Annotated in this window: 23 protein-coding genes; 9 read left to right on the forward strand and 14 right to left on the reverse strand. The window is 66.2% G+C overall.

Annotated features, from left to right (window positions below; all coding sequences use genetic code 11):
- Window positions 1–182 precede the first annotated feature (182 nt).
- From ACZ1JV_RS22355 to ACZ1JV_RS22365, 3 genes are all read left to right on the forward strand, one after another.
- Complete coding sequence (locus ACZ1JV_RS22355; protein WP_465150578.1) at window positions 183–2,306, forward strand: putative bifunctional diguanylate cyclase/phosphodiesterase; 2,124 nt, start codon at window positions 183–185, stop codon at window positions 2,304–2,306.
- Window positions 2,307–2,461: 155 nt separating this feature from the next.
- The gene (locus tag ACZ1JV_RS22360; protein ID WP_465150579.1) at window positions 2,462–3,391 is read left to right on the forward strand and encodes a 1-phosphofructokinase family hexose kinase; all 930 of its coding nucleotides are present in this window, start codon (window positions 2,462–2,464) and stop codon (window positions 3,389–3,391) included.
- Window positions 3,392–3,457: 66 nt separating this feature from the next.
- Window positions 3,458–3,880 carry an acyl-CoA thioesterase gene (locus ACZ1JV_RS22365; protein ID WP_465135872.1) on the forward strand — a complete coding sequence of 141 codons (423 nt, stop codon included), beginning with the start codon at window positions 3,458–3,460 and terminating at the stop codon, window positions 3,878–3,880.
- A 134-nt stretch (window positions 3,881–4,014) separates the two neighbouring features.
- Here the strand turns inward: ACZ1JV_RS22365 and ACZ1JV_RS22370 are convergent, their stop codons facing one another.
- A complete protein-coding gene (locus ACZ1JV_RS22370) occupies window positions 4,015–4,674 on the reverse strand; it encodes a TetR/AcrR family transcriptional regulator (protein ID WP_465150580.1) in 660 nt (219 codons plus the stop codon).
- 152 nt (window positions 4,675–4,826) lie between these two features.
- Here ACZ1JV_RS22370 and ACZ1JV_RS22375 point away from each other — a divergent pair, with 152 nt between their 5' ends.
- Both ACZ1JV_RS22375 and ACZ1JV_RS22380 read left to right on the forward strand, forming a co-directional pair.
- Window positions 4,827–5,153, forward strand: coding sequence for a 2Fe-2S iron-sulfur cluster-binding protein (locus ACZ1JV_RS22375; RefSeq protein WP_465135874.1), 327 nt, complete (start codon window positions 4,827–4,829; stop codon window positions 5,151–5,153).
- Between the two features lie 14 nt (window positions 5,154–5,167).
- Window positions 5,168–6,427, forward strand: coding sequence for a cytochrome P450 (locus tag ACZ1JV_RS22380; protein WP_465150581.1), 1,260 nt, complete (start codon window positions 5,168–5,170; stop codon window positions 6,425–6,427).
- A 584-nt stretch (window positions 6,428–7,011) separates the two neighbouring features.
- Here ACZ1JV_RS22380 and ACZ1JV_RS22385 read toward each other — a convergent pair.
- Window positions 7,012–7,422: a hypothetical protein gene (locus tag ACZ1JV_RS22385; protein WP_465150582.1), complete on the reverse strand. Its 411-nt coding sequence runs from the start codon at window positions 7,420–7,422 to the stop codon at window positions 7,012–7,014.
- Here ACZ1JV_RS22385 and ACZ1JV_RS22390 point away from each other — a divergent pair.
- Both ACZ1JV_RS22390 and ACZ1JV_RS22395 read left to right on the forward strand, forming a co-directional pair.
- Window positions 7,421–9,061: an FAD-dependent oxidoreductase gene (locus ACZ1JV_RS22390; RefSeq protein WP_465150583.1), complete on the forward strand. Its 1,641-nt coding sequence runs from the start codon at window positions 7,421–7,423 to the stop codon at window positions 9,059–9,061. The genes ACZ1JV_RS22385 and ACZ1JV_RS22390 overlap by 2 nt on opposite strands.
- Window positions 9,062–9,094: 33 nt before the next feature.
- Entirely contained in the window at window positions 9,095–10,432 is a 1,338-nt protein-coding gene (locus ACZ1JV_RS22395; RefSeq protein WP_465150584.1) for an MATE family efflux transporter, read from the forward strand.
- Here the strand turns inward: ACZ1JV_RS22395 and ACZ1JV_RS22400 are convergent.
- The 9 genes from ACZ1JV_RS22400 to ACZ1JV_RS22440 are packed head-to-tail and all read right to left on the reverse strand — an operon-like array spanning window position 10,419 to window position 17,173.
- Window positions 10,419–11,021, reverse strand: coding sequence for a DUF938 domain-containing protein (locus ACZ1JV_RS22400; RefSeq protein ID WP_465150585.1), 603 nt, complete (start codon window positions 11,019–11,021; stop codon window positions 10,419–10,421). The two genes, ACZ1JV_RS22395 and ACZ1JV_RS22400, sit on opposite strands and share 14 nt — an antisense overlap.
- Window positions 11,022–11,062: 41 nt before the next feature.
- Window positions 11,063–11,410, reverse strand: a complete 348-nt coding sequence (locus ACZ1JV_RS22405) for a hypothetical protein (protein ID WP_465150586.1) — start codon at window positions 11,408–11,410, stop codon at window positions 11,063–11,065.
- Window positions 11,411–11,414: 4 nt separating this feature from the next.
- Complete coding sequence (locus tag ACZ1JV_RS22410; RefSeq protein WP_465135880.1) at window positions 11,415–11,870, reverse strand: chemotaxis protein CheW; 456 nt, start codon at window positions 11,868–11,870, stop codon at window positions 11,415–11,417.
- Window positions 11,871–11,884: 14 nt separating this feature from the next.
- Window positions 11,885–12,256, reverse strand: a complete 372-nt coding sequence (locus ACZ1JV_RS22415; RefSeq protein ID WP_132386747.1) for a response regulator — start codon at window positions 12,254–12,256, stop codon at window positions 11,885–11,887.
- 17 nt (window positions 12,257–12,273) lie between these two features.
- Window positions 12,274–12,858: a chemotaxis protein CheD gene (locus ACZ1JV_RS22420; RefSeq protein ID WP_465150587.1), complete on the reverse strand. Its 585-nt coding sequence runs from the start codon at window positions 12,856–12,858 to the stop codon at window positions 12,274–12,276.
- A gap of 4 nt (window positions 12,859–12,862) precedes the next feature.
- Entirely contained in the window at window positions 12,863–13,888 is a 1,026-nt protein-coding gene (gene cheB / locus ACZ1JV_RS22425; RefSeq protein WP_465150588.1) for a chemotaxis-specific protein-glutamate methyltransferase CheB, read from the reverse strand.
- Window positions 13,885–14,754, reverse strand: a complete 870-nt coding sequence (locus ACZ1JV_RS22430; RefSeq protein WP_465150589.1) for a CheR family methyltransferase — start codon at window positions 14,752–14,754, stop codon at window positions 13,885–13,887. Before ACZ1JV_RS22430 ends, cheB begins: the two co-directional genes overlap by 4 nt.
- Window positions 14,751–16,916 (reverse strand): chemotaxis protein CheA, encoded by a 2,166-nt coding sequence (locus ACZ1JV_RS22435; protein WP_465150590.1) that lies wholly within the window; start codon window positions 16,914–16,916, stop codon window positions 14,751–14,753. The genes ACZ1JV_RS22430 and ACZ1JV_RS22435 overlap by 4 nt, the downstream gene beginning before the upstream one ends.
- A complete protein-coding gene (locus tag ACZ1JV_RS22440) occupies window positions 16,913–17,173 on the reverse strand; it encodes an STAS domain-containing protein (RefSeq protein ID WP_465150591.1) in 261 nt (86 codons plus the stop codon). The genes ACZ1JV_RS22435 and ACZ1JV_RS22440 overlap by 4 nt, the downstream gene beginning before the upstream one ends.
- Window positions 17,174–17,371: 198 nt before the next feature.
- On the opposite strand from ACZ1JV_RS22440, the gene ACZ1JV_RS22445 reads away from it, so the two are divergent.
- Complete coding sequence (locus ACZ1JV_RS22445) at window positions 17,372–18,415, forward strand: chemotaxis protein CheB (RefSeq protein ID WP_465150592.1); 1,044 nt, start codon at window positions 17,372–17,374, stop codon at window positions 18,413–18,415.
- 304 nt (window positions 18,416–18,719) lie between these two features.
- Here the strand turns inward: ACZ1JV_RS22445 and ACZ1JV_RS22450 are convergent, their stop codons facing one another.
- Genes ACZ1JV_RS22450 through ACZ1JV_RS22460 form a run of 3 tightly spaced genes read right to left on the reverse strand, consistent with a single transcriptional unit; the run spans window position 18,720 to window position 22,883 of the window.
- On the reverse strand, window positions 18,720–20,270 hold the full coding sequence (locus tag ACZ1JV_RS22450; protein ID WP_465150593.1) for a DHA2 family efflux MFS transporter permease subunit: 1,551 nt from the start codon (window positions 20,268–20,270) through the stop codon (window positions 18,720–18,722).
- Window positions 20,270–21,421 carry an EmrA/EmrK family multidrug efflux transporter periplasmic adaptor subunit gene (locus tag ACZ1JV_RS22455; RefSeq protein ID WP_465135888.1) on the reverse strand — a complete coding sequence of 384 codons (1,152 nt, stop codon included), beginning with the start codon at window positions 21,419–21,421 and terminating at the stop codon, window positions 20,270–20,272. The genes ACZ1JV_RS22450 and ACZ1JV_RS22455 overlap by 1 nt, the downstream gene beginning before the upstream one ends.
- On the reverse strand, window positions 21,414–22,883 hold the full coding sequence (locus ACZ1JV_RS22460) for an efflux transporter outer membrane subunit (protein ID WP_465150594.1): 1,470 nt from the start codon (window positions 22,881–22,883) through the stop codon (window positions 21,414–21,416). Before ACZ1JV_RS22460 ends, ACZ1JV_RS22455 begins: the two co-directional genes overlap by 8 nt.
- A 126-nt stretch (window positions 22,884–23,009) precedes the next feature.
- On the opposite strand from ACZ1JV_RS22460, the gene ACZ1JV_RS22465 reads away from it, so the two are divergent.
- Window positions 23,010–23,564, forward strand: a complete 555-nt coding sequence (locus tag ACZ1JV_RS22465; protein WP_465150595.1) for a TetR/AcrR family transcriptional regulator — start codon at window positions 23,010–23,012, stop codon at window positions 23,562–23,564.
- Window positions 23,565–23,672 lie beyond the last annotated feature (108 nt).

Here is a 23,672-nt window from a genome sequence, read left to right on the forward strand (position 1 = left end):
CCCGTCGCACCTTGCGTGCGGCGGGCTTTTTCATTGGCCACCGGAAAAACACCGATCGCCGCGATAGCCGGTCAGCAACCAGAATGGATCATACTCTGGCGCTGCCACTCGTCCCGTCGCATCCGCATTGACAAGAAAATTAACGGCTTGCCTATATCCCCGGCTGCCAGCTTGGGGGCACCATGTTGATTCCTGGGGACGAATTCAAAGGCGATGTAAGCGAAACGGCGGGTGAACCGGCGATCGCAGACGCGCACGAATCGCTGGAGGCTGCCCTTGCCGCCGCCTCCCGCGCCGAACGTCTGCTGCGCGACGCGATAGAGGCGTTGCCGCAGGGAATCGTGATTCTCGACGAAGATGACCGCTACATCCTGTGGAATCGCCGCTACGAGGAAATCTACTGCCGCTCCGCCGACCTGCTGAAGCGGGGCGCGAAGCTGGGCGACACCCTGCGCATCGGCGTGGCGCGGGGCGACTATCCCGAAGCGATCGGCCGCGAGGAGGAATGGCTGGCCGAACGCGTGGCCAAGCTACGCCAGCCCGATTGCCGCCACGAACAGCGCCTTTCCGACGGCCGCTGCATCCTGATCGAGGAACGCAAGACCGACAGCGGCGGCACCATCGGCGTGCGCGTGGACATCACCGACATCAAGCAGCGCGAGGAAGCCTTCCGCCTGCTGTTCGAACAGAACCCGCTGGCCATGCTGGTCTACGACGATGCCACAGGCCGCGTCCGCTCCGCCAACGAGGCCGCCTGCCGGCTGTTCGGCTATGCCGGGGACCAGATCGCCGGCATTGAAGCGGTGCGCCTGTTCTCCGCGCCCGAGCGGGAAACTGCCGCGCGGATGCTGGCCACCGATTGCCCCGAAGGCGATTCGTGCTGGCGCCTCGTCCGCCGCGATGGCGGCACGGTGGAGGCCATGGTCTCCACCCGGCTGTCGCAGCTTGAGAACGAGACCGTGACGATCGTCTCGATCGTCGACGTGACCGAGCGCCGCCGCATTGAGCAGCGCATGGCCCACATGGCCCGGCATGACGAGTTGACCGGCCTCGCCAACCGCGCACATTGCCGCGAATACCTGAGCCAGGTGCTGGAGCATGCCTCCCCCTCGGACACGGTGACGCTGGCCTTTGTGGACCTCGACCACTTCAAGGCGGTGAACGACACCTACGGCCACCACTTCGGCGACATGCTGCTGACCGATGCGGCGCGGCGGATGCGCGAGCTGATCCCGCCCGGCGCCCTGCTCTGCCGCATCGGCGGGGACGAATTCGCGATCATCTTCCGCCGTTCCAGTCAGACGCAGGCGGAACTGGTGTCCAAGTCGATCATCACCGCGCTGAGCGAGCCGTTCTTCGTCCACGGCAACATGCTGCACATCGGCGCCACCATCGGCTTTGCCAGCGCCCCTTACGATACCACCGATCCGCAGACCTTGCTGCGCTACGCCGATCTGGCGCTATATGCCGCCAAGGGCGAGCGTCGCGGTTCGTGCCGCGGCTTCGAAGCCCGCATGGACGAGGCTGCACAGGCCAAGAGCCGGCTGGAAAAGGACTTGCGCAAGGCCGTGCAGGAAGGCGGGCTGGAAGTTCACTACCAGCCGCTGGTCAACCTGGAGACCGGCGAGATCGAATGCTGCGAGGCGCTGCTGCGCTGGGATCATCGTGAGCGCGGACCGGTCTCCCCCGAAGTGTTCATTCCGCTGGCGGAGGAACTGGGGCTGATCGACCAAGTCGGCCGCTTCGTGCTCAATTCCGCCTGCCGGGAAGCCATGACATGGCCGCAGCACGTGCGCCTGTCGGTCAACGTCTCGCCCTTGCAGTTCCGCAATGGCAACCTGCTCAGCACGGTGATCAACGCGCTTTCAGCCTCGGGCCTTCAGGCGGAACGGCTGGAACTGGAAATTACCGAGGCGGTACTGATGGAACGCGGGCCCCGCCCCGCCGCGATCATCCGCAACTTGCGCGCCTTCGGCATCGGCATTTCGCTGGACGATTTCGGCACCGGCTATTCCTCGCTCAGCTATCTGCTCAATTACCCCTTCACCAAGATCAAGATCGACAAGTCGTTCATCCTGAACCTGCAGCGCGAGGCGAATTCGCGCGCGGTGATCCGCGCCGTGATCGGCCTGGGCCGCAGTCTGGGCGTGGCGGTGGTGGCCGAAGGGATCGAGCGCGAGATGGAGCGCGAATACTTGCGCACCGAAGGCTGCACGCAGGGCCAAGGCTTCCTGTTCGGCCGCCCCGGCCCGGCCGGCACGATCACCTTCGAAGCGCGCGAGACCGGCAGCCGCGACGCGGCCTGACACGCTACGAAGCCCGGCCGCACGTTCTGGCCCCGGCCCGGCCCGCGCCTGACGCCGCTTGACGCATCTTTGCGATGACGGGCATGATTTCCGATAGATAAGCGCGCCATCGCCAGCACCGGCACTCCCTTCCCCCCGCCACGGAGCCCGCCTCGATGAAAAGCATCGCCACGCTGACCATGAACCCGACGATCGACGTGTCGTACGATGTCGGAAAGGTCCGCCACACGCACAAGATGCGCACCGATAACGAGCACTATGCGCCCGGCGGCGGCGGTATCAATGTGGCGCGCGTCTTCGTGCGCCTGGGCGGCAATGCGCGCAGCTACTACCTCTCGGGCGGTGCCACCGGCCCGGCGCTGGACGGGTTGATAGACCTGCACCAGCTTGTCCGCACCCGGATCGAGATCGAGGGCCCCACCCGCATCGCCGCCGACATTCTGGAGCACGAAACCGGTAAGGAATACCGCTTTACCCCCGCCGGCCCGCATGTCAGCGAGGCGGAATGGACCCACGCGCTGGAGGTTCTGGACGAGGCCGATTGCGACGTGATGGTGATGAGCGGATCGCTGCCGCCGGGCGTCCCGACCGACTTCTACGCCCGCGTCATCCGCCTGCTGCGGCCCAAGGGGATCGAGATCGTGCTGGACACCTCTGGCGAAGCGCTGGCGGCCGGCATCGCCGAGGGCGGGCTCACGCTGGTGAAGCCCAGTCATGGCGAATTGGCGCAATATGCCGGCCGTCCGCTCGACACACATGAGGCACTCGGCAAGGCGGCGATGGAGATCGTGGACGCCGGCAAGGCGCGCCTCGTCGCCGTCACCATGGGTCACGAAGGCGCATTGCTGGCCCACGCCGATGGCACCAAATTCCTGCCCGCATTGAAGATCGACGCCGCCAGCGCAGTGGGCGCGGGCGACAGCTTCGTCGCGGCCATGGTCCACGCCTTGTGCCGGGGGGACGATGATCTCACCGCGTTCCGCATCGGCCTTGCCGCCGGCTCCGCCGCCGTGCTGCGCGCCGGCACCGACCTTGCGCGGCCTGCGGATATCGAGCGACTGCTGGAGCAGGTCGAGCCGGTGTAAGAAATCCGCAGGAGGGTCCATCAAAGGCGCTATCTACCGATCCGCGCAAGTGATATTGACGTATACGTGAACTACGCGATTCCCCACCGCTTCCCGATCGGCATCGATCCCGAGGACATCGACTTTATGGGTCATGTCAACAATGCCAGCTATCTGAAGTGGGTGCAGGCCGCCGTGCTCGATCACTGGCGAGCGATTGCGCCTTCGGAAGCGATCACGCAGCACCTCTGGGTCGCGATCAAGCATGAGATCACCTATCGCAAGCCCGCTTTTCTGGAGGATGACGTGATCGCCACCGTCCTTCTGGAAAAGGTGCAGGGCGCGCGCGCGTTCTATGAAACCGTGATCCGTCGCGGCGAGGAAGTCCTGGCAGAGGTCAAGTCCAGCTGGTGCTGCCTCGATGCCGATACCATGCGCCCGGCGCGACTGGCACGCGACGTGATCCAGCGCTTCTTCTCCACCGAAGACGGCGAACCGGCGGCGGTCTGAACCCGCCGCTCAGCGTGCATGCAGCGCTGGCCTAGAGCGTTTTCTAATCAGGTGGAATCACCTGATGACTCGGAAAATGCGACAAACCAAAAACTTAGAGCAGTCGATCCGACGCAGTCGGGTCGAAAACTCCTCTAGACCCTGATCGCCCGCAGGCAGAACGACCAGATCGCCTCTGCCAATGCCTCTCGCTCGGCGCGGTCGGGCGCGCGGCCTTCCTCTTCCAGCAAGAGCGTGTGCACCGTGGTCGAAACCAGGTTGTAGATCAGCCGCGCCTGCAGCGACGGATCGGCCTGACGGAACACGCCTGCCGCCATCCCCTTGGCGATATAGCCGGCAATCAGATCCAGCAGCGGCTCCAGCGCCGCCTTGAGTTCGGCCGGACGCTGCTGGGCCAGCCGCAAGTGTTCGCGGCTGAGCGCGGCGCTACGCAAGTGTGCACCGGCAACGGGCATCTGCCCCAGTTGCGCCTGCCCCACCACGATGCCGCGCACCACACCCTCCAGCGCCTCGGCCGGGCCCACGGCATCGGCGGTCATCGCCCGGAACTGATGCGCGGCCGTGCGCAAGGTGGCGTCGAACACCGCCAGCACCAGATCGTCCTTGCCCTGAAATCGTTCGTAGAACGCGCGCCGCGCAAGGCCCGTGCGCGCCAGCACGGCGCGGATGGTCAGCCCTTCCAGCCCCGCCTCGTCCAGCAGATCGTGCGCGGCGGCGATCAGCCTGCGCGTGCGATCCTCATCGACATCGTCGAAGACCACGGACGGGTCGAGGCTCGGGTTCAAGGTGGCCATCGCCAAAGGGTTATCGCCTCCGCGCCGCATGGTCCAGCCCCGCCCCGCGCGAGCAGATCGACGCCCAATTGACTCCCCACCTCCCTTCGCGCTAGAAAAACGAGAACAGCGTTCTCAAAGCAACGCGGCAGACAGGATTTCAGGAGAGCAAGATGCCCAAGGTCACTTACGTCGACCATTCCGGCCACGCGACGACGGTGGAGGTCGAAGCCGGCGAAAACGTCATGCGCGGCGCGCTCTACAACGGGATCGACGGGATCACCGGCGAATGCGGCGGCGGCCTCTCCTGCGCCACCTGCCATTGCTACGTCGATGAGGAATGGACCGACACGGTGGGCGGCCCCGCGTCGCAGGCCGAGGAAGAACTGCTGGAATCCGCGGCGGACGAAGTGAAGCCTTCCAGCCGCCTGTCCTGCCAGATGGTGATGACCGACGCGCTCGACGGGCTGGTCGTCCACCTTCCCGAACACCAGTTCTAAGCGGGAGAGAAACGATGCCGATCGACGCCGCCAACCCCGTTCCGCCCAGCTTCCCCCGCCATGTCGGGATGGATCAGGTTCCCGATCACGTGCCGGCCGATCTGGTGCGCCAGGTGGGCCTGACTTTCGGGCCGGAATTCCTGGCCTCGCCCCACGATTTCATGGCCGCGCTGCACGAAAAAGAGCCGCCGATCTATTACGACGTCAGCCCGATGGGCAACATGTGGCATCTCACCAAGCATGAGGATGCCCTGTTCGGCCTGCGCCATCCGGAAGTCTTCTCGAACGAAGGCGCCACGCCCTTCCCCCGCGATCCGGACGACTATTTCTACTTCATCCCGATTGAGATCGATCCGCCGCACCACCGCAAGTATCGCAACATCGTCGATCCGGTGTTCAGCCCGCAAGGCGTTCTCAAGCTGGAAGGGCTGATCCGCGAACGCGCCAACGCCCTGATCGACGAGATCGAAGCCAAGGTCGCCGCCGGCGGCACTTGCGAATTTACCGAGGATTTCGGCCGTCCGCTGCCCGTGGCCGTGTTCCTGGACATCATGGGCCTGCCGCAGGACATGCGCGACACCTTCGTGTCATGGGCGATGGACCTGCTGCATTCGAACGACCGCGCGATCATGGGCGGGGCGATGCGCAACATCACTGCCTACCTGAAGGAAGCCATCGCCGAAAAGCAGGTCAATCCGGACGACGGCGTCGTTAGCCGGATCGCCCATGCCGAACCGGGCGGCGTGCCGATGTCCGAAAAGGAGATCTTCGGCTTCGTCTGCTTCCTGTTCATCGCCGGGTTGGACACCGTGTTCGCCACACTCAACAACATCTGGGCCTGGCTGGCGGAGAACCCCGAAAAGCGGCAGGAGATCATCGATCGCCCGCAGGACATCGACAAGATCGTCGAGGAACTGCTGCGCCGCTGGTCGGTCACTTTCTCCGGCCGGGTGCTGGACAAGGACCACGAAATGCGCGGCGTGCAGATGAAGAAGGGCGACCGCGTCACCTTCATCCTGCCCGCCTGCAACTTCGATCCGGACGTCTTCCCCGATCCTCTGACGGTGGACTTCGACCGTCCGCGCAAGACCATCCTGGCCTTCACCGTGGGCGTGCACAGCTGCATGGGCGGTCACCTCGCCCGACTGGAAGTGAAGATCGCGCTGCAGGAATGGTTGAAGCGCATTCCGAACTTTGAACTGAAGCCCGGCACCCGGATCGAGTACCGCCCGGGCGGCGTGATCGGGCCGGAAGAAGTGCCGCTGGTCTGGTAAAGCGCCAGCCCGCCGTAGTGTCTGAAACGAAAGGGGGCAGCGTTCAGCACGCCCCCTTTTTTTGTGCTGAGTTGCGCCCAAATTTCGGCGCGCAAATTCCGACTGGAGCGAAAAGGAGGGGCGGCGGCGCAAGTCGTTTGCCGACTTGCGCCGCCGGGGCGAGTCCGCGCTGCCCCTCACGCGCACGCCCTCCCCCCTGCGGTCCACCGAGACCCACGCGACCACGAAGGACTCTCCGGCGGAAATAACGGGATGATCGATGCTTCAGCTCTCGACCGCGATGCGCGCGGTGATGCCGGTTCTTGACCGGCAGTGCTCAAGCGATCCTCTCCACGATCCATTTTGATGGGAACATCTGTCTTCGATCAGCGGCCTTTCCTGGTCTGGAGCGCGAAGCTGTCTGAAGCGGATGGGCAGGATCGCATCGGCGCAATTCGCAGGAAAGACGGGATCGATCCAAATCCGAGCGATCACGGCGCCCCGCCATGCGCAGTCCTCTCAAGAAGAACCCTTGAGGTGCCTGTGCCGGCGCATTGGTTAACCGACCGAAAACGGAGCCAATTGGGTGACTACGCAGCGCCCGTTCATTCCTCCGGCGCGAACAGGCTGCGTAATGCCGGTCCACACGCCCGCGCAGGATGCTGCAGCAATGCCACAGTCATGGCCTTGTCCGCCCCACTGTTATTCACCGATGCAAATTCGGACTTTGCGAAAGCGGAAAAATGTTTCAAGGTGCAAGGCGAAGGGCCGTTCTCGGCCTTGCCGGCGTTGGGAGAGAGCGCGTCGGGGAGAGTAAAAACCTCTCCGGCGCGCCGATACCTTCGCAAGTGCAGCATGATTTGATTATCTTGAATTCGCGCCCCTGTCCCTCGGAAAATGAGGACAGGGGCGCAATTCGTTCGGCCATCTTCCCGGCGATTTTTGCGCAGTTGCAGCATTAGTCGTATCAACTTGAAGCTTAAGCAAAAGACCCAAGGTGATTCGTCCGAATTCATGGGTTCGAATCGCCGGGATGATGGACTGGCCAAGATGCCGGATATCGAGTGCGACGTCCTTATCGTCGGCAGCGGAGTCGGCGGACTTACCGCGGCAATTGCCGCGCGCATGGCCGGTCTCGAAACGCTGGTGATCGAGCAGGACCTGCCGATCGGCGGCCCCTCTTCCTTGTCCAGCGGAATGCTCTGGTTGCCCAACAGCCCGCTGATGCGCCGCGATCGCGTACATGATTCGCGCGGTGAGGCGCTCAACTACCTGGGCAACTTCGTAGCCGAGGGGGATCCCGCATCCACCCCCGAACGCCGCGCCGCCTTCCTCGACGGCGTGGCGCCGCTGGTGGCGCTCTACGATGCGCGCGGCGTGCCGCTGCGCCGCTGCCAGGGCTATTCGGACCATTACGACACCCTGCCCGGCGGACATGCGGATGGGCGCGCGGTAGAAACTTCGGTGATCGACTCGGACAGGCTTGGCTCCTGGCGGCGGCGCATCCGGCCGCAGAGCCTACCGATCCCGGCGCGTGCATCCGAACTGGCGCGCCTTGGCCGCACCGGCACGACATGGGAAGGCCGACTGGGTGCGGCACGGCTGCGCTGGCGTCGGCTTGCGGGCAAAGTGCGCGCGCAGGAACTGTTCACGGCGGGTGCGGCGCTGCAGGCGCGCTTGCTGCTGGCCGCGCTGGAACTGGGCGCCGAAATCCGCACCCGCACCGCGCTGTTGGGTCTGGAAAGCGAGCGCGGCCGCGTGAGCGGCGCGATGATCGATTGCGAAAGCTGGCACCGCCGCGTTCGGACGCGCCACGGTGTGATCGTCGCCAGCGGCCGCGTGGCACCCAACGCATCGCAGGGCTGTGATGGCGACGGCGTGCGCGACGCGGTTTCGGCGATGACCGGGCTTGGCGCCGGCACTGCCTGGATGAATGAGGCCTGGCGCTTCGTGCGCCTCGCCTCGGACCGGACCCCGCCAGCGCTGATCGTGCTGCCGGCACTGGCCAAGCCGCATCTGGTGATGGTGGACGCGCGCGGCAATCGCTTCGTCAACGAGGCTGCTCCGCCGATGGAAGTGGGGCGCGCCTGCCTCGCCCGGCAGGAAGCGGCCGGCGACACGCCCGCCGTCTGGGCGATCTGCGACGCCCGCCACCGCGCGCTCTACCGGTTCGGTCCGTTTCGAGCCGGCTCCCTGCCGCGTGAACGGTTGCACGACGGCACCGTCCACAAGGCCGGCACCCTGGACGCCCTCGCCCGCGCTTGCGGGATCGATCCCGCCGGCCTCCACGCCACCGTGACGCACTGGAACGCCATGGCGACCCACGGAGAGGACGCGGACTTTGCCAAGGGCGCTTCGGCTTACGACCGCTATCACGGCGATCCGCGCCACTATCCCAATCCCTGCGTGGGGCGCATTTCGCAGCCGCCATTCTTCGCGATTCCGCTACGTGCCGACAGCCTGGGCTCTTGCGGCGGCGTGTTGGTCGATGCCCATGCGCAAGTGCTGCGCGGCGATCTTCGGCCGATCCCCGGCCTCTACGCCATCGGCGGCTGCACTGCGCCGCTTTCCGGCCCCAATGACATTGCCCCCGGTTTCGCGGCGGGCGTCGGCGCGGTGTTCGGGATGATTGCCGTGCGCCACATGGTCGGATAGGCGCACGAGACCACTCCGCCCGACAGGTTCCACTTGCTCCGCTTCTCCCGCCCCGACACCGCACAGGCCCGCCTGCTCTGGTCCATCGCCCTGCCCGCGATGCTGACCAATCTGGCGACCGCGCTGTTCGGGCTGGCGGACATGTGGGCGATCGGCAGGCTGGGCGACGCGCCGGCGCAAGGCGCAGTGGAACTGGGCGCCAAGTTCATGATGGCGCTGCTCAACGTCTTCAACTTCCTGCGCACCAGCACCGTGGCGCTGACCGCGCAAGGGGCCGGACGCGGCGACACGCAGGCGCAGGCGGCCACGCTGGCACGCGCCATGGCGGTGGCGCTGGGGATCGGCACATTGCTGATCGCCGCGATGCCGCTGGCGATTCCGCTCGGTCTCGACCTGCTGGATGCCAAGGCGGCGGTGCGGGAGAGCGCGCAGCATTACATCGCCATCCGCTATTGGGCGGCGCCGCTGTGGCTGGGCAACTGCGTGCTGGTGGGCTGGCTGATCGGCCAGCGACTGGTGCGCCATGTGCTGGTGGTGGAAGTGGCCGCCAATGCCGTCCACATCGCGCTGGACCTGTTCCTGGTGCTGGTGGTGCACTGGGGCGTTGCCGGCGTGGCGACGGCGACTTTGACGAGCGAGGCATTCAAGTTCCTCGTCCTTGCCGCCATCGTGCTCAACCGCCCTTCGGCGCGCGCCGCCTTTGCCGCGATGCGCCGCCGGGTAACGTGGCGCCGTGCCGATCTGGCCGCGCTGTTCGCGCTGAACCGCGACTTGTTTTTGCGCACGCTGCTGCTGACTGCAGTGCTGCTGCTGTTCGCCCGCACCGGCGCGCAGGGCGGACCGGTGACGCTGGCGGCCAACGGCATCCTGTTCCAGCTGTTCATGCTGGCGACGCTGATCCTCGACGGGTTCGAAAGCGCCGCGCAAGTGCTCTGCGGAGAAGCCCTCGGCGCCGGCGAGCGATCGCGCTTCAACGCCGCCGTGCGCGCCGCGCTGTTCTGGGGCGGGGTGACGGCGCTGGTGCTGACGCTGGGCTACGTTATCGGCGGGGAAGCTCTGGCCGCCCGCTTCAGCACCGACCCGGCCGTGATCGCCCGCGCCGCGCAGTTCGTGCCGTGGGTCATGGTGCTGCCCATCGCCGGCTATGCGTCCTACGTGCTGGACGGCGTCTTCGTCGGCGCGGGATGGACGCGGGCGATGCTGGGGACGATGGCCGTCTCCATGGCGATCTACGGCGCGCTGATCTGGCTGCTGCACCCGCTTGGCAATGCCGGATTGTGGACCGCCTTCACCCTGTTCTTCGTCGCCCGCGCAGCCAGCCAGCTGGCCGTGCTGCCGCGCAAGGTGCGGGGAAGCTTCAGCGCTTCCTGAAAACGACCGTAAGGTTGTTCGCCGGCATCTCGATCACGCGTTCGAGAGCAAACCCGCGCGCATCGGCCTCCCGCGCAACGTCTTCCAGCAGGCGCAGGCCCCACGCCGGATTGCGACGCTTCAGATCCTCGTCGAAGGCGGCATTGCTCGGCTCGATTGCATGGCCTTCGCGGTGATAAGGGCCGTAGAGAACCAGTGGTGCGCCGGCGGGCAACAGCCGCCCCGCCGCCGCCATCAGCCCTTCGGTCGCCGCCCAAGGGCTGATGTGGATCATGTTGATGCAGACCACGGCATCGGCGTGCGAAACCGGCCATTCCGCTGCGGCGGCATCGATCTCCAGCGGAGCGAGCAGGTTCGGCACGCTCTCCGCCTGCCGCCACGCCTCGATCGAAGCGCGCGCCTCTGCATCCGGATCGCTGGGCTGCCAGTCGAGATGCGGCAACCCGCGCGCGAAGTGGACGGCGTGTTCGCCGGTGCCGCTGGCGACTTCCAGCACCCTGCCCGATGCCGGCAGGACATCGCGCAGCACGTCTAGGATGGGATCACGGTTGCGGGCGACGGCGGGTGCGGTGCGGCGAAGATCGGACATGGCGCGGGGGTTAGCCCCGGCCGATCACGCCCGCAAGACGCTCACTCCCACAGGCCGAGCGTGTCCATGTCGTCAGGCTCCTGCGGGTCCAGCGGCACTTCGCACGGCATTTCGCTATCGTCCAGAAAGCCGCAGAACCGCTGGTGCAGCGTTTCCAGATTGATCCGGCGCATCTCCGCCGCGCTGAACCCTGCGGCGACGATGGCCGCCAGCGCGCGCTGCTTCTGGGCGATCAGGTCTATCGCCTGAAGTTCCCGCAGATGGCGCGCGGCAAAGTCCTCGTCACGGCAGAGCACTTCGCCCAGCGCCTCTATCTCCGCGCCCAGTTCCACCAGCACATCGGCCATCGCCACGAACTTCGGGGCCATGAATTTGGAATCGTGGATCATCCGATCACGCTGCCAGAACCGGCGCGTCCGACGCGCTGAGCGATTGCAGATCCAGCACCATGACCATGCGATCCTCTATCGCCACCAGCCCTTCCAGGAACGGGATCACTTCGTCCCGGCCCGCGCTGGGCGGGGCCTGCAGGGCCTCTGAGTTGAACGCCACGATGTCCGACACCGAATCGACGATCAGCCCCTGCGATTGCGTGTGCGCCGCATGACCGTCCACCTGACAGACGATGATCGCGTGGCGCGGCGTCGCCTCGGTCGGCGTCCAGCCCAGCCGCGCCGCAAGGTCGATCACCGGCAGCACGGTGCCGCGCAAGTTGACCACGCCCGCCACGTAATGCGGCACGCGCGGCATCGGGGTTACCGGGGTCCATGCCCGGATCTCGCGGATCGACATGATATCCAGCGCGAAGATCTGGCCGGCGACTTCGAAAGTGATGAGTTCGCGGTGCATGGTCCCGGGTTCCTTCAGTGGGCGACGCGGCGCACGGCCGCGACCAGCTTGTCGGTATCGAACGGCTTGACGATCCAGCCGGTGGCACCGGCGGCGCGGGCGCGGGCCTTCTTCTCGTCCGAACTTTCGGTGGTGAGGACAAGGATCGGCCGGTCGCGATGGCGGGTTCCACCGCGCACCTGCTCGATCAGGCCGAACCCGTCGAGCCGGGGCATGTTGATGTCGGTAATGACGACATCCACCTCGTTGGCAGCAAGCCATTCCAGCGCGGACATGCCATCGTCCGCCTGCGCGACATCGAAGCCGTTGGTGGACAGCGCATGATTGAGCAGCGCGCGCATCGATGCGCTGTCGTCGACGGTGAGGACACGGGTGGTCTTGGACATCAGGGGCCTCGATTCCTTCAGAACAGTTCGACTTCGCCGCGCTGGGCCAGTTGGGCGGCGGCGAGCGGGGCGGCAGGTTGGGTGATGGGCTCGGGCGCATCGGACGCGGCGACAGTGCGGCAGCGCACCAGTCCCGAAGCGGGGCGGAAATCGACGCGGCGGGCACTGGCGCCGCCCAGATCCTGCTTCACCAGCTCGATCCGCTCGCGCTCCAGAAAGCCGCGCGCGAATTCGGCGTTGGCGGTGCCGATCCGCTGCATTCCGGCGCGGATATTGGCGCCGCCGTAAAGATGCGCGCGCAACCGGTCCTTGCGCGCGCCGTAAGACAGCATCTCATTGATCAGCATCTCCATCAGATAGACGCCGTAGTGCACGTCCACCTCGCCCCGCGCGTGTCTGGCGGGCGGTTCGGACAGTAGGAAATGGTTCATCCCCCCCAGCTCCGCCACCGGATCGTAAAGGCAACTGGCAACGCAGGAGCCGAGCACAGTGCTCAGTTCCACGCGCGGCCCGGCGCTGACCTTGAACTGGCCTTGCAGCACGGTGAGGCGCAAAGGCTCTCCAGCGGTTGTCGGGCCGGTCTGGGTAGGCTGGAAATTCATCGCCTCAGGCCGCCTTGTTGAACGCGTGGCGGGCGATGCGCCCGATCGGGGCGACGACCCGCGCCGCGCCCAGCGAGATCGCCGCGCGCGGCATCCCGAACACGGTGCAGGTCTGCTCATCCTGCGCGATGGTGTGCGCGCCCGCCTCGCTCATCGCCAGCAGCCCGCGCGCGCCGTCCTGCCCCATGCCGGTAAGCAGGATGCCGACCGCGCCCGGCCCCACCTCCTTCGCCACGGAAGCGAACAGTGCATCGACGCTGGGCACATGGCCACTGATCGCCTGCCCGCGCCGCAGCCGCGTCGTCAGCGTAGAACCGCCGCGCACAGTCAGGTGATGATCGGCCGTGGCCGCCAGATAGACGTGGCCGGGCAGCAAGGGCATGTCGGGCTCCGCCACCTGCACCTGCGCCGGGCCGGCCTGATCCAGCGTGCGGGCAATGGCCGGGGCGAAACGCGGGTTCACGTGCTGGACGATCATCGTCGGCGGGCAATCGACGGGAAACTCGCGCAGCAGCACCTGCAGCGCCTCCACCCCTCCGGTGGACGCGCCGATGGCGATCAGGCGATTGTCGCGGCGGATCGAGCGCCGGCTTTCCTCTGCCACCACCGGCGCGGTCTTGCCCGGCTTGTGGAACTTCACTTGCGCGGCATCGCGGATCAGTTCGGCCAGCTCGCCGCCGTCCTGCAGGGCCAATTTGCCGGTGGGATCGTACTTCGAATAGCAGCCCACCGCGCCCAGCCCCAGCGCGCGGGCAGTGACATCGTTGCCCTCTTGCGTGGCGCCGGAAACGATGATCACCGGCGTCGGCCGCAGGGTCATGATCTTTTCCAGGAAATCGAGCCCGTTCATCCCCGGCATCTCGATATCCAGCGTGACCACGTCGGGATCGAGCCGCTTGATCAGCGCCCGCCCCTCCGCCGCGTCGGACGCGGTGCCGACGACTTCGATATCGCGCTGCTCGCTCAGCCGCGACATCAGGATCGCGCGCATGGTGGCGGAATCGTCGACGATCAGGACCCGGATGCTCACGCCTCGTTCCTCTTGTAGATGGTGGGGCCGACCAGCCGCAGCATGGCGGCGGCGGGCCCGGTCACGCGTTCGGAATGGCCGATGTAGAGATAGCCGCCGGGGTTGAGCGCCTGCGCATAGCGGGCGACCAGCCGCTCGTTGGTGGGGCCATCGAAATAGATCATCACATTGCGGCAGAAGATCGCATCGAACCGGCCCTTCATCGGCCAATTGCCATGCAGGTTGAGTTGGCGGAAACGCACGATCGCGCGTGCCGGATCGGCGATCGTGGTCTCCTCCCCCCGCGTGCTGCTCCACACCGTGCGCAAGTCGGCGGGCACCGGCTCTACGTCCTTGGCCGCGTAAGTCGCCGCCCGCGCCTTGGCGAGTGCATGGGGCGCGATGTCGCTGGCCAGCACCGCCAGATCGCGCCGTGCCAGATCCAGCCCTTGCGCGCGGTCCGGACCCAGCAGGGTCATGACCATCGACCACGTTTCCTCCCCGCTGGAGCACCCGGCCGACCACAGGCGCGCCGGTTCGCCGGCCTTCAGCTTGCGGATGAGATGCGGGCGCACTTCGCTGGCGAGGTGCTCGAAATGATGCGCCTCGCGGTAGAAGAACGTGTGATTGGTGGTCAGCGCGGCCACGGCGCGGGCCAGTTCCGCCTCGTCTATCCGCATCAGTTCGATGTAGCGCCCGAAGCTGACCGAACCGGTGGAGCGCACCAGTGGGGCCAGCCGCGAATAGACCAGCATCGCCTTGCCCTGCGGCAGCACGATGCCGACCTCGTCATAGACGATCTTGGATACCGCCGCGAAATCGCGCGCGCTGTAGATATCCGGGCTGATGCCGGGGATCGGGTCCATGGTGAGCGCCGGTGCGGTCACGCGGCGTGTCTTTCATGGCCGGGCTTGTCGAATGGGGGCCGATCTTGCGGCGGCAGCGCGCAGGCCACCAGACTGTCGACATCGACGATCAGCGCCACGCGCCCGTCGCCCAGGATCGTCGCCCCGGCGACGCCTTCCACCACGCGGAAATTGGTGGCCAGGCTCTTGATCACGAACTGCCGCTGGTCCTGGATATCGTCCACCAGCAGCGCGGCCTGCCCGGCGCTTTCGGTATCGACGACCACCAGCACGCCTTCTTCGGGCGAAGTCGCGCCCAGCGGCGATCCCAGCGCATCTTTCAGCGCGATCACCGGAATGAACCGCCCGCGCACATTGAGCATGGCCTGACTGGAACCAAGACCCTGCACCGCACCCTCTTCGGGGCGCAGGCTTTCCACCACATGCGCCAGCGGCACGACCAGCGTCTGATCGCCCACGTTGACGATCATCCCGTCCGAAATCGCCAGCGTCAGCGGCAGGGTGAGGATGAAGGTCGTGCCCTTGCCGGGCGTACTTTCGATGGTGATGCGCCCGCCCAGATCCTTCACGTTCTGGCGCACCACGTCCATGCCCACACCCCGGCCGGAGATGTTGGACACCACTTGCGCGGTCGAGAAGCCGGGGGCGAAGATCAGGTTGTCGATCTCCTCGGCGGAAAGCTGCGCCTCGGCGCTAACAATGCCTTTCTCGATTGCCTTGGCCAGCACGCGTTCGCGGTTGATCCCGGCGCCGTCGTCCCCGATCGAGATGAGAATACGGCCCGAACGATGCTCGGCCGAAAGCGTCAGCGTGCCTTCGGGCGATTTGCCGGCGGCGATGCGTTCTTCCGCCGTTTCGATGCCGTGGTCTACCGCGTTGCGGATCAGGTGCGTCAACGGCTCGCCCAGCCGTTCGATCACGGTCTTGTCGAGTTCGGTAGTCTCCCCGAACACTTCCAGCTTCACGTGCTTGCCGGTGGTCGAGGCGAGATCGCGCAGGATGCGCGGCACGCGGCTGAACACGCTGCCGATGGGCTGTGCGCGGATCGACATCGCGCTTTCCTGAATGTCGCGCGTCAGGCTTTCCAGCAGCGATAGCTCCTCGGTGGCGGTAACGCCGGCGCCTTCCAGCCGCTGGTCCAGCATGGCCTGTGCAATCACCAGTTCGCCCACCAGATCGATCAGCCGGTCCAGCTTGAACAGATCGATGCGGATCGACTGGCCGGTGGCGACCGGCGGTGGCGTCGATGCCGCCGAAGATTGAGTGGTGGACTGGGATGCAGGCTGGGGCGCGCTCTGTGTTGCAGACTGAGGGCCGGAAGCCGACGGAGATGCCGGTTCCGGCGCGGCGGGTTCGGCAATGGGCAGCGAGAGTTCGACCGGCGGAATGTCCTCATCCATGCCGAAGGCGAGCGCGCAATCGTCTCCGATGAAATCGAAGATATCGCGCACGGCATCCTCGGCCACGTCCTGCGGCATGGAGAAGGTCCAGCCCAGATAGCCCTCGGAAACATTCAGGCTATCCAGCGGGGGCACCGGTAGGGCGTCGCACCGCTCGACCTGCCCGCCCAGCGCCACCACCTCCCGCAACATCAACAGCGGCTCGCTGCCATTGCGCATGGCGGCGGCGCGGGGGCGGAGATGGACATTCCAGCGGTCGGCTTCCGTGGCCTTCGGCGCATCGAAGCCGCTGGTGAGATCATCGAGCAAAGCATCGAGATCGAGGCCGAAATCGTCATCGCTGTCAGAGGCGGGCTCCGGTTCGGGCTCGGGCTCCGATGCAGCCTTGTGCGCCGCTCCGGCCCCGTTTGCCGCCATCGACGCTTCCATCTCCGCAATCAGCGCAGCATCGGGCGGCGGTGCCCCGCCCTCACGCGCCGCCTCGACATGGTCGGACAGCGTATCGAGCGCGCGCAGCAGCAGGTCCACCAGCTTGGGCTCGATTGCCACCAACCCCTCGCGCACGTCGGACAGCAGCGTCTCGAACGTATGCGTGTAGGCCTGCAGCGCGGTGTAGCCGAAGGCCCCTGCCCCGCCCTTGATCGAATGGACCGCGCGGAACACGGCGTTGACGGTGTCCGCATCCTGCGTGCCTTCGCGGCAGGCGGCGAGGCCCGCTTCGGCAGCCGAAAGCGATTCCTCGCACTCGGCAAAGAAGATCTGCTGGATTTCCTCGGGGCTCACAGTGCGGGCTCCTCGAACATTTCGGCGTTCAAACCGGTCAACCGCGCGGCTTCCTCCAGCGCCGGCGATGCGGTGATGCGCGCGCCTGCGCCGCTGCGCCGGGCGGAAACCAGCAATTGCAGCACCGCCTGCCCGACATGCGCGACGCCGGTGCCGTCGATCTGCATCGGCGCATCGCCCACGGCAGCCACCAGTTCGGGCCAGAGCGCTTCGGCGGCGGCCCGGTCGCAGCGAGCCGGCAAAGTGATGCTGGTCATGCAAATCCCCGTTTTTAAGTGGCCCCGGCCGCCCCGCACTGGATGCGAAGGGCGCGCTGAACGCCCTGTCCTATCCACGACGATGCCAACACGGCGTTTGCCGCAAACTCAGGCGATGCCCTTATGGCGGCTAAGGGAATTGGTCTCAGGCTGGGGGCTATCGGAACTTTCGGTCTCAATCCGAAAGGCGAACCCCTCATGCATGACGCCCGCGTCCTGGTGGTCGACGATTCAGCCGCGATGCGCGCGCTGTTCTGCGACGTGCTGGAGCAATCCAAGAACGTCGTCGTCGTCGGCACCGCTGCCAGCGCGGCGGAGGCCCGCGACCAGATCGCCGAACTGCGCCCCAATGTCGTCACGCTGGATGTGGAGATGCCGGGGATGAGCGGGATCGAGTTTCTGGAAGAGATCATGACCACAAACCCGATGCCGGTGGTGATGCTTTCGGCGCTTACCCAAAGCGGCACGGAAACATCGCTGAAGGCCTTCGAACTGGGCGCGGTGGAATGCTTTCCCAAGCCGCTGAAGGCCACGCCCGAACAGTTCGCCAAGACGGTGGGCAAGCTGGGCAAGATCGTGATAGCCGCCGCCAATTCGAACGTGCGCGATCGGCCGCGCCATCGCGGACCGAAAGCGGAAGGGGCGAGCGCGGGCGGCTATGCGCCCAACGGCAAGATCGCCGCGTTCAGCACATCGATGGGCGGCGTGGATGCGCTGACCGAAGTCTTGGCGCACTATCCGAAGAACTGCCCGCCCACCGTCATCATCCTCCAGACCGAGCCGGCCTTGGCCGAGATGTTCATCGCCCGCGCCGACAAGGACTGCGCCTGCGCGGTGAAGGCTGCGGTGGACGGCGCCGAACTGGCGCCGGGCACGGTGCATATCGCGTTCAATCCGGGCAAGCACGTGATCGTCGAGCCCGGCAGTCCGGCCAAGCTACGCATGGTGGAGCGCGATCCAGTGGAAGGGTTCCGCCCTTCCGCCACGCTGTTGTTCGGAACGATCGCGCGTGGCGGGCTGCCCGCGATCGGCGCGGTGCTGACCGGCATGGGCGAGGACGGTGCCAAAGGCCTGAAGCTGTTGCAGGCGGCGGGATGCCGCACGCTGGCGCAGGATCGCGGCACGGCGACGGTTCCGCAGGCCCCGGCAGCGGCAGTGGAGGCCGGCGCGGTGGATGCGGAGCTGAAGCTGGAAGAGCTTGCCGGCGATGTGCTGGGCCAGTGCGGAACGGCTGACGGCTGACGGCGGAAGAAAAGCGGGGTCCCCGCCTTCGCGGGGACGACGGGTAAAAGCGCCCACCTGTCCTGCGGTACCAGCCCACTCCCCCACCCGACCTCCCCTACGGGGTAGAATCTGGGAGGTCGGGTGGGGGAGTGGGCTGGTGCCGCAAGCCTTCGACGGATGTCGAAGGCGCACCCAACGAAAGACTCGGGCTGGTGCCGCAAGCTCGTCACGGATGTGACGAGCGCACCCACAAAAAAAGCCGCCGACGCCAGGGATAGAGGGGGGAGGCGTCGGCGGCTGGCCGGTCGGCAGGCTAAGGCGGTTAGTGCCCGCCGGAGGCCGGCTTCGCACCACGCGGGGGACGCGGTGCAATCCAGATAGTGCATGCTGCGATGAACAGCAGGATCGCGCACAGGGCGAAGACGTGAACGGTGCCCAGCGCCGTCCCCTGCGCGTTGACGAGGTTGGCCAGCGTCTGGCGCGCCTGCTCCATGGAGAAGCCGGCGGCCTGAAGCTGATCGACCGTCTGCTGCGCACCGTTCATCGATGCGGCCATGTCCGCCCCGTTGGCGCGGCCCATGTCCTCCCATGTGGTTGTCACCAGCGCCGTCGCGATGGCGCTGGCCAGCGTGCGGCCGAAGTTGGCGATGCCCGCCGCGCCCGCCGTCTCGTCCGGGTCGACCGAGGCGAGGCTGATGGTCGTCAACGGCACCATGAAGAACGAGACGCCGATTCCCTGCACCAGCTGCGGCCAGGCAATCGTCCAGAACGGCACTTCGGTAGACCAGCTGGTGCGGAAGATCGCGCAGATGCCGATCCACGAGATGCCCAGGAACACCAGCAGGCGCGGATCGAAGCGCTGCATCATCTTCGGCACGAAGGGCGATGCGAAGACCGCCAGCACGCCGGAGAAGGCCATGGCCTCACCCGCCTGCGTGGCAGTGTAGCCCATCGAGGTCTGCAACCATTGCGGGATCACCACGACCGAGGCAAAGTAGGTGCCGAAGGCGATAGTGAGCGAGAACGTGGCTGCGGAAAAGCCGCGATGGCGGAACACTTTCAAGTCCACCACCGGGTGATCCTCGGTCAGTTCCCAGATCACGAAAGCGATGAAGAACAGCACCGCGATCACCGCCAGCGCGACGATGAACGGCGAACCGAACCAGTCCCGCTCACGCCCAAGGTCCAGCATCATCTGGAACGCGCCGACCCAGGCGATCAGCAGGGCCAGACCGATGACATCGATCGGCAACTTGCGGGTGGGCGTCTCGATCCCGCGCAGCATCGTGAACAGGCCGAAGAAGACCAGCGCCACGATCGGCACGTTGATGAAGAAGATCCACTCCCACGACCAGTTATCGGAGATGTAGCCGCCGACGATCGGGCCGGCGATCGGCGCGGTGACGACCGTCATCGCCCACATCGCCATGGCGCGGGGATGCATGTGCTTGGGGAAGATGCGCAGCAGCAGCGTCTGCGTCAGCGGCATCAACGGGCCGCCGCAGAAGCCCTGCCCCAGACGGAACAGCACCAGCAGCGGGAACGTATGCGCGATACCGCAGAGCGCGGAAAACACGCCGAACCCGATCAGCGAGAGCAGGAACACGCGCAGGCTGCCGAAGCGCCCGGCGAGCCAGCCCGTAAGCGGCACGCAGATCGCCTCTGCCACGGCGTAGGAAGTGATCGCCCAGGTGCCGTTCGACACCGAGACGCCAAGGCCGCCCGAAATATGGGGGATCGAGACGTTGGCGATCGTCATGTCGAGCACGACGACGAAGTTGGCCATCGCCAGCAGGAAGCCGGCGATGAGCAATTTCGCACCGGTAAAGGTGCCGCTATCGCCCGCCCCAGCAGTTGGGGGAGCGCCAGCCATCAGTCAGCGTCCGTCAGGTGGACTTCGGCGTCCATCGACAGGCCCACGCGCAGCGGGTGCTGCTGCAGTTCCTTGGGATCGAGTTCGATGCGCACCGGCAGGCGCTGCACCACCTTGATCCAGTTGCCGGTCGCGTTCTGCGCCGGGATCAGTGAGAATGCCGCGCCGGTACCGCCGGAGAAGCCCACGACCTTGCCGTGGAACGTCACGCCGGAGCCGTAGAAGTCGGAGGTCAGCGTGGCCTTCTGTCCGGGACGGACATTGCCCAGCTGCGTTTCCTTGAAGTTGGCGTCGACATAGAGCTGCGCGACCGGAACCACCGTCATGGCGACGGCGCCGATCTGGACCTTCTGGCCGACCTGGATCGCACGCTTGGCGATCACGCCGTCGATCGGGGCGCGCACGATCGTGCGTTCCAGATCGAGCTTGGCCTGATCGACCTTGGCCTGGGCCTGGCGGATCTGCGGTGCGGTATCGAGCGTGGTGCCCTTGGTGATGGCCACGGCAGCGTCTTCCTGGCGGCGGGCGCTGATCGAGTTGGCCTGCATCTGGGCCAGCCCGGCGCGGGCCTCACCCTCGCTTGCCTTGGCGGAGGCCAGCGCTTCGCGGGCAGTGGTCAGGTCTTCGGCGGAAACCGCACCCGAACCGACCAGAGCGGCACGGCGGGAATAGTCCGCCTGCGCCTTGGACAGCGTCGCCTGCGCCGAAGCCAGCTTGGCCTTGGCAGAGTTGATCTGCGCGTCGCTGGCGTCTGCCGAGGCGCCCAGGGCGCGGTTGTTGGCCAGCGACTGACCATAGGTGCGCTGCGCAGAGGCGAGTTCCGCCTCGGCCTGTTCAAGGGCAATGCGCTGATCCGAATCCTCGATCCGGAACAGCAGCTGGCCCTTCTTCACCGGCTGCGTATCGGTAACCAGCACTTCGACCACGCGGCCCGAAGTCAGCGGCGTCACTTGCGCGTTGTCGGCTCCGACATAGGCATTGTCGGTAGAGACCGAGCGGCTGCCGATGAAGAAGTCATAGGCGCCATAGAGCACCGCGACCACGACCACGGCGACACCGAGGCCCACGAGCAACGGTTTGCGGCGGTCCTTGCCCAGCACGCTACCGTCTCCAGCGTTTTCAGCAGGCGAACCCTGCGCTTCGTCAGTCATTTTCGGGGGCCTTCTTGCTGGAATTGTCTTCGTAACCGCCGCCGAGCGCGCGCTTCAGCGCGACGTCTTCGGACAGGGTCCGGAAATGGGCGTCCACCGCCTGCTGCTGCGCATCGAGCGCGGTGGTCTGGGCGGTCAGGGCATCGAGGTAATTGCCGATGCCGCCGTGATAGCGCTGGAACGCAAGGTCCTGCGCGCGGGTGGACTTGGAGGCAGCGTCTGCCGAGGCCCGGTCCTGATCCTGTGCGGCATTGCGGCTTGCCAATGCGTCGGCAACCTCCTGCAGCGCACCGATCAGGGCGGAGTTGTAGTCCGCCACAGCCAGATCATAGCCGCCGCGCGCCTGGCGATAGTCGCCCTGCAGGCGGCCGCCCTGGAAGATCGGCAGACTGATCGCGCCGGTGCCGTTGCCGTACGTCGATCCGCTCTTGAACAGGTTCGACAGGCCCAGCGATTGCAGGCCGATCAGGCCCGAGATCGAAATGTCCGGCATGAAGGCGGCCTTGGCGGCGCCGATCCGCTTGTCCGCCGCTTCTGCGCGAAGCCGCGCGGCAACGATGTCGGGACGGCGCCCGAGCAGGTTGATCCCGGCATCGGCGGGAACCGCAGCAACCGGGATCGCACCGATAGCGGTCGGCGTGATCGAGAGTCCGCGGTCCGGCCCGGCGCCCAGCAGCGCGGCAAGCGCGTGGCGGCGCAGCAGGATCTGCTCGTCATTCTGCGACAGCGCGACGCGGGCGGAAGCGGCCAGCGCTTCGGACTGACGCAGCGGCGCTTCCTGATCCAGCCCCTGGCGCACGCGCTGGCCGGTAAGGTCCACCAGCGTCTCGCGCGCCTTCACCGCATCCTTCAGCGCCTCTCCCCGCGCGATCAGGCGGGCAAGGTCGAAGTAGGAGGAAACGACGTTGGACGAGAGCATCAGCTCGGCCTGCCGGGCATCGGCCTCGGCAGCCATGCGTTCGGACGTCGCGGCGGCGAGTTCCTTGCGGTTCTTGCCCCAGAGGTCGAGATCGAAATCGCCCGAAAGCGCCAGATCGCCGGTGCTCTTCCAGCCCTTGGGAACGAAATCGGCCGGAATGCCGTTGTTATAGCTCTGCTTGGCCATGCCGGCGGAGCCTTGGCCATTGAGGCTCGGCAGGGTCGCCGCGCCGGCCACCTGGGCGGCGCCGCGAGCCTGCAGGATGCGTGCCTGTGCGGCGGCGACATCCGGCGAGCCGGCAATGGCTTCGGCCACCAGCGCGTCAAGCTGCGGATCGCCATAGGCGGTCCACCACTGCTGCTGGGGCCACTGGGCAGCCTCACCGGCAGAAAGTGACCCTGATAGTGACTGGGTGCTGTCCAGCGTTGAAGGGGTCCGCAACTGCGGCTTCGGCCCAAGGTCGGGCACCGCGCAGGCGGATAGCGAAAGGCCGACGGCCAGCATGGATGCTGCCGCGACTCGGGGGAGCGGGATCGTACTCATCAGTACAGTTTTTATCCTCCTCGACCTTGCCCCTGTCAATCGAAAAGCGTACTATGCAGTACTATGACAGCATGTACGGGTAAGAGAGAACTCAACAAGGCCAGGAAGCGGGCGGAGATCGTCCAGGTGGCGACGCGCTCGTTTTTCGAGCGCGGCTATGCCGCCACCAGCATGTCCGCCATTGCCGACGAACTGGGCGGATCGAAGGCCACGCTCTGGGCCCACTTCAATTCCAAGGAAGAACTCTTCGCCGCCGTGGTGGACGACAAGGTGGAAGCGTTTTCCAAGGACGTGGACGAAGTGCTGACCGGGCAGACCTTTTCCTACCCGGCGCTGCGGCGGGCCTGCTTGCGCTTCCTCGATTGCCTGCTGCGCGAGAATTCGGTGCAGATTTTCCGGCTCGTCGTCAGCGAGGGAGAAAGATTCCCCGAAATCAACGAGATGTTCTACGAACGCGGGCCCACCAAGTTTCGCGCCTGCGTGACCAAGTTCTTCGAAACGCGCTTCTCGCACGAAGAGGCGGAGCGCCTGACGCTGATGACGGTTTCGGCCATGGTCGGCTATCGTTCCGACGTGCTGATGCGCCCGCAGCGCCCCACCCTGCGCGACCGTGAGGCTTTCGTGGATACCGTGATCGGCCTGATCGACTGGCCGACGCACCACGCCGTCGAACAGGACTGATCCCCAACCCCATCGGCTGCCACCCAGCATCAAGCCGCGCGCCATAATTGAACACTGTCTTTTTATAATTGAACGACGTTCAATTTCATGTCATCACCGTCATGGCGA

The organism is Novosphingobium sp. BL-S-19 (assembly GCF_055521675.1).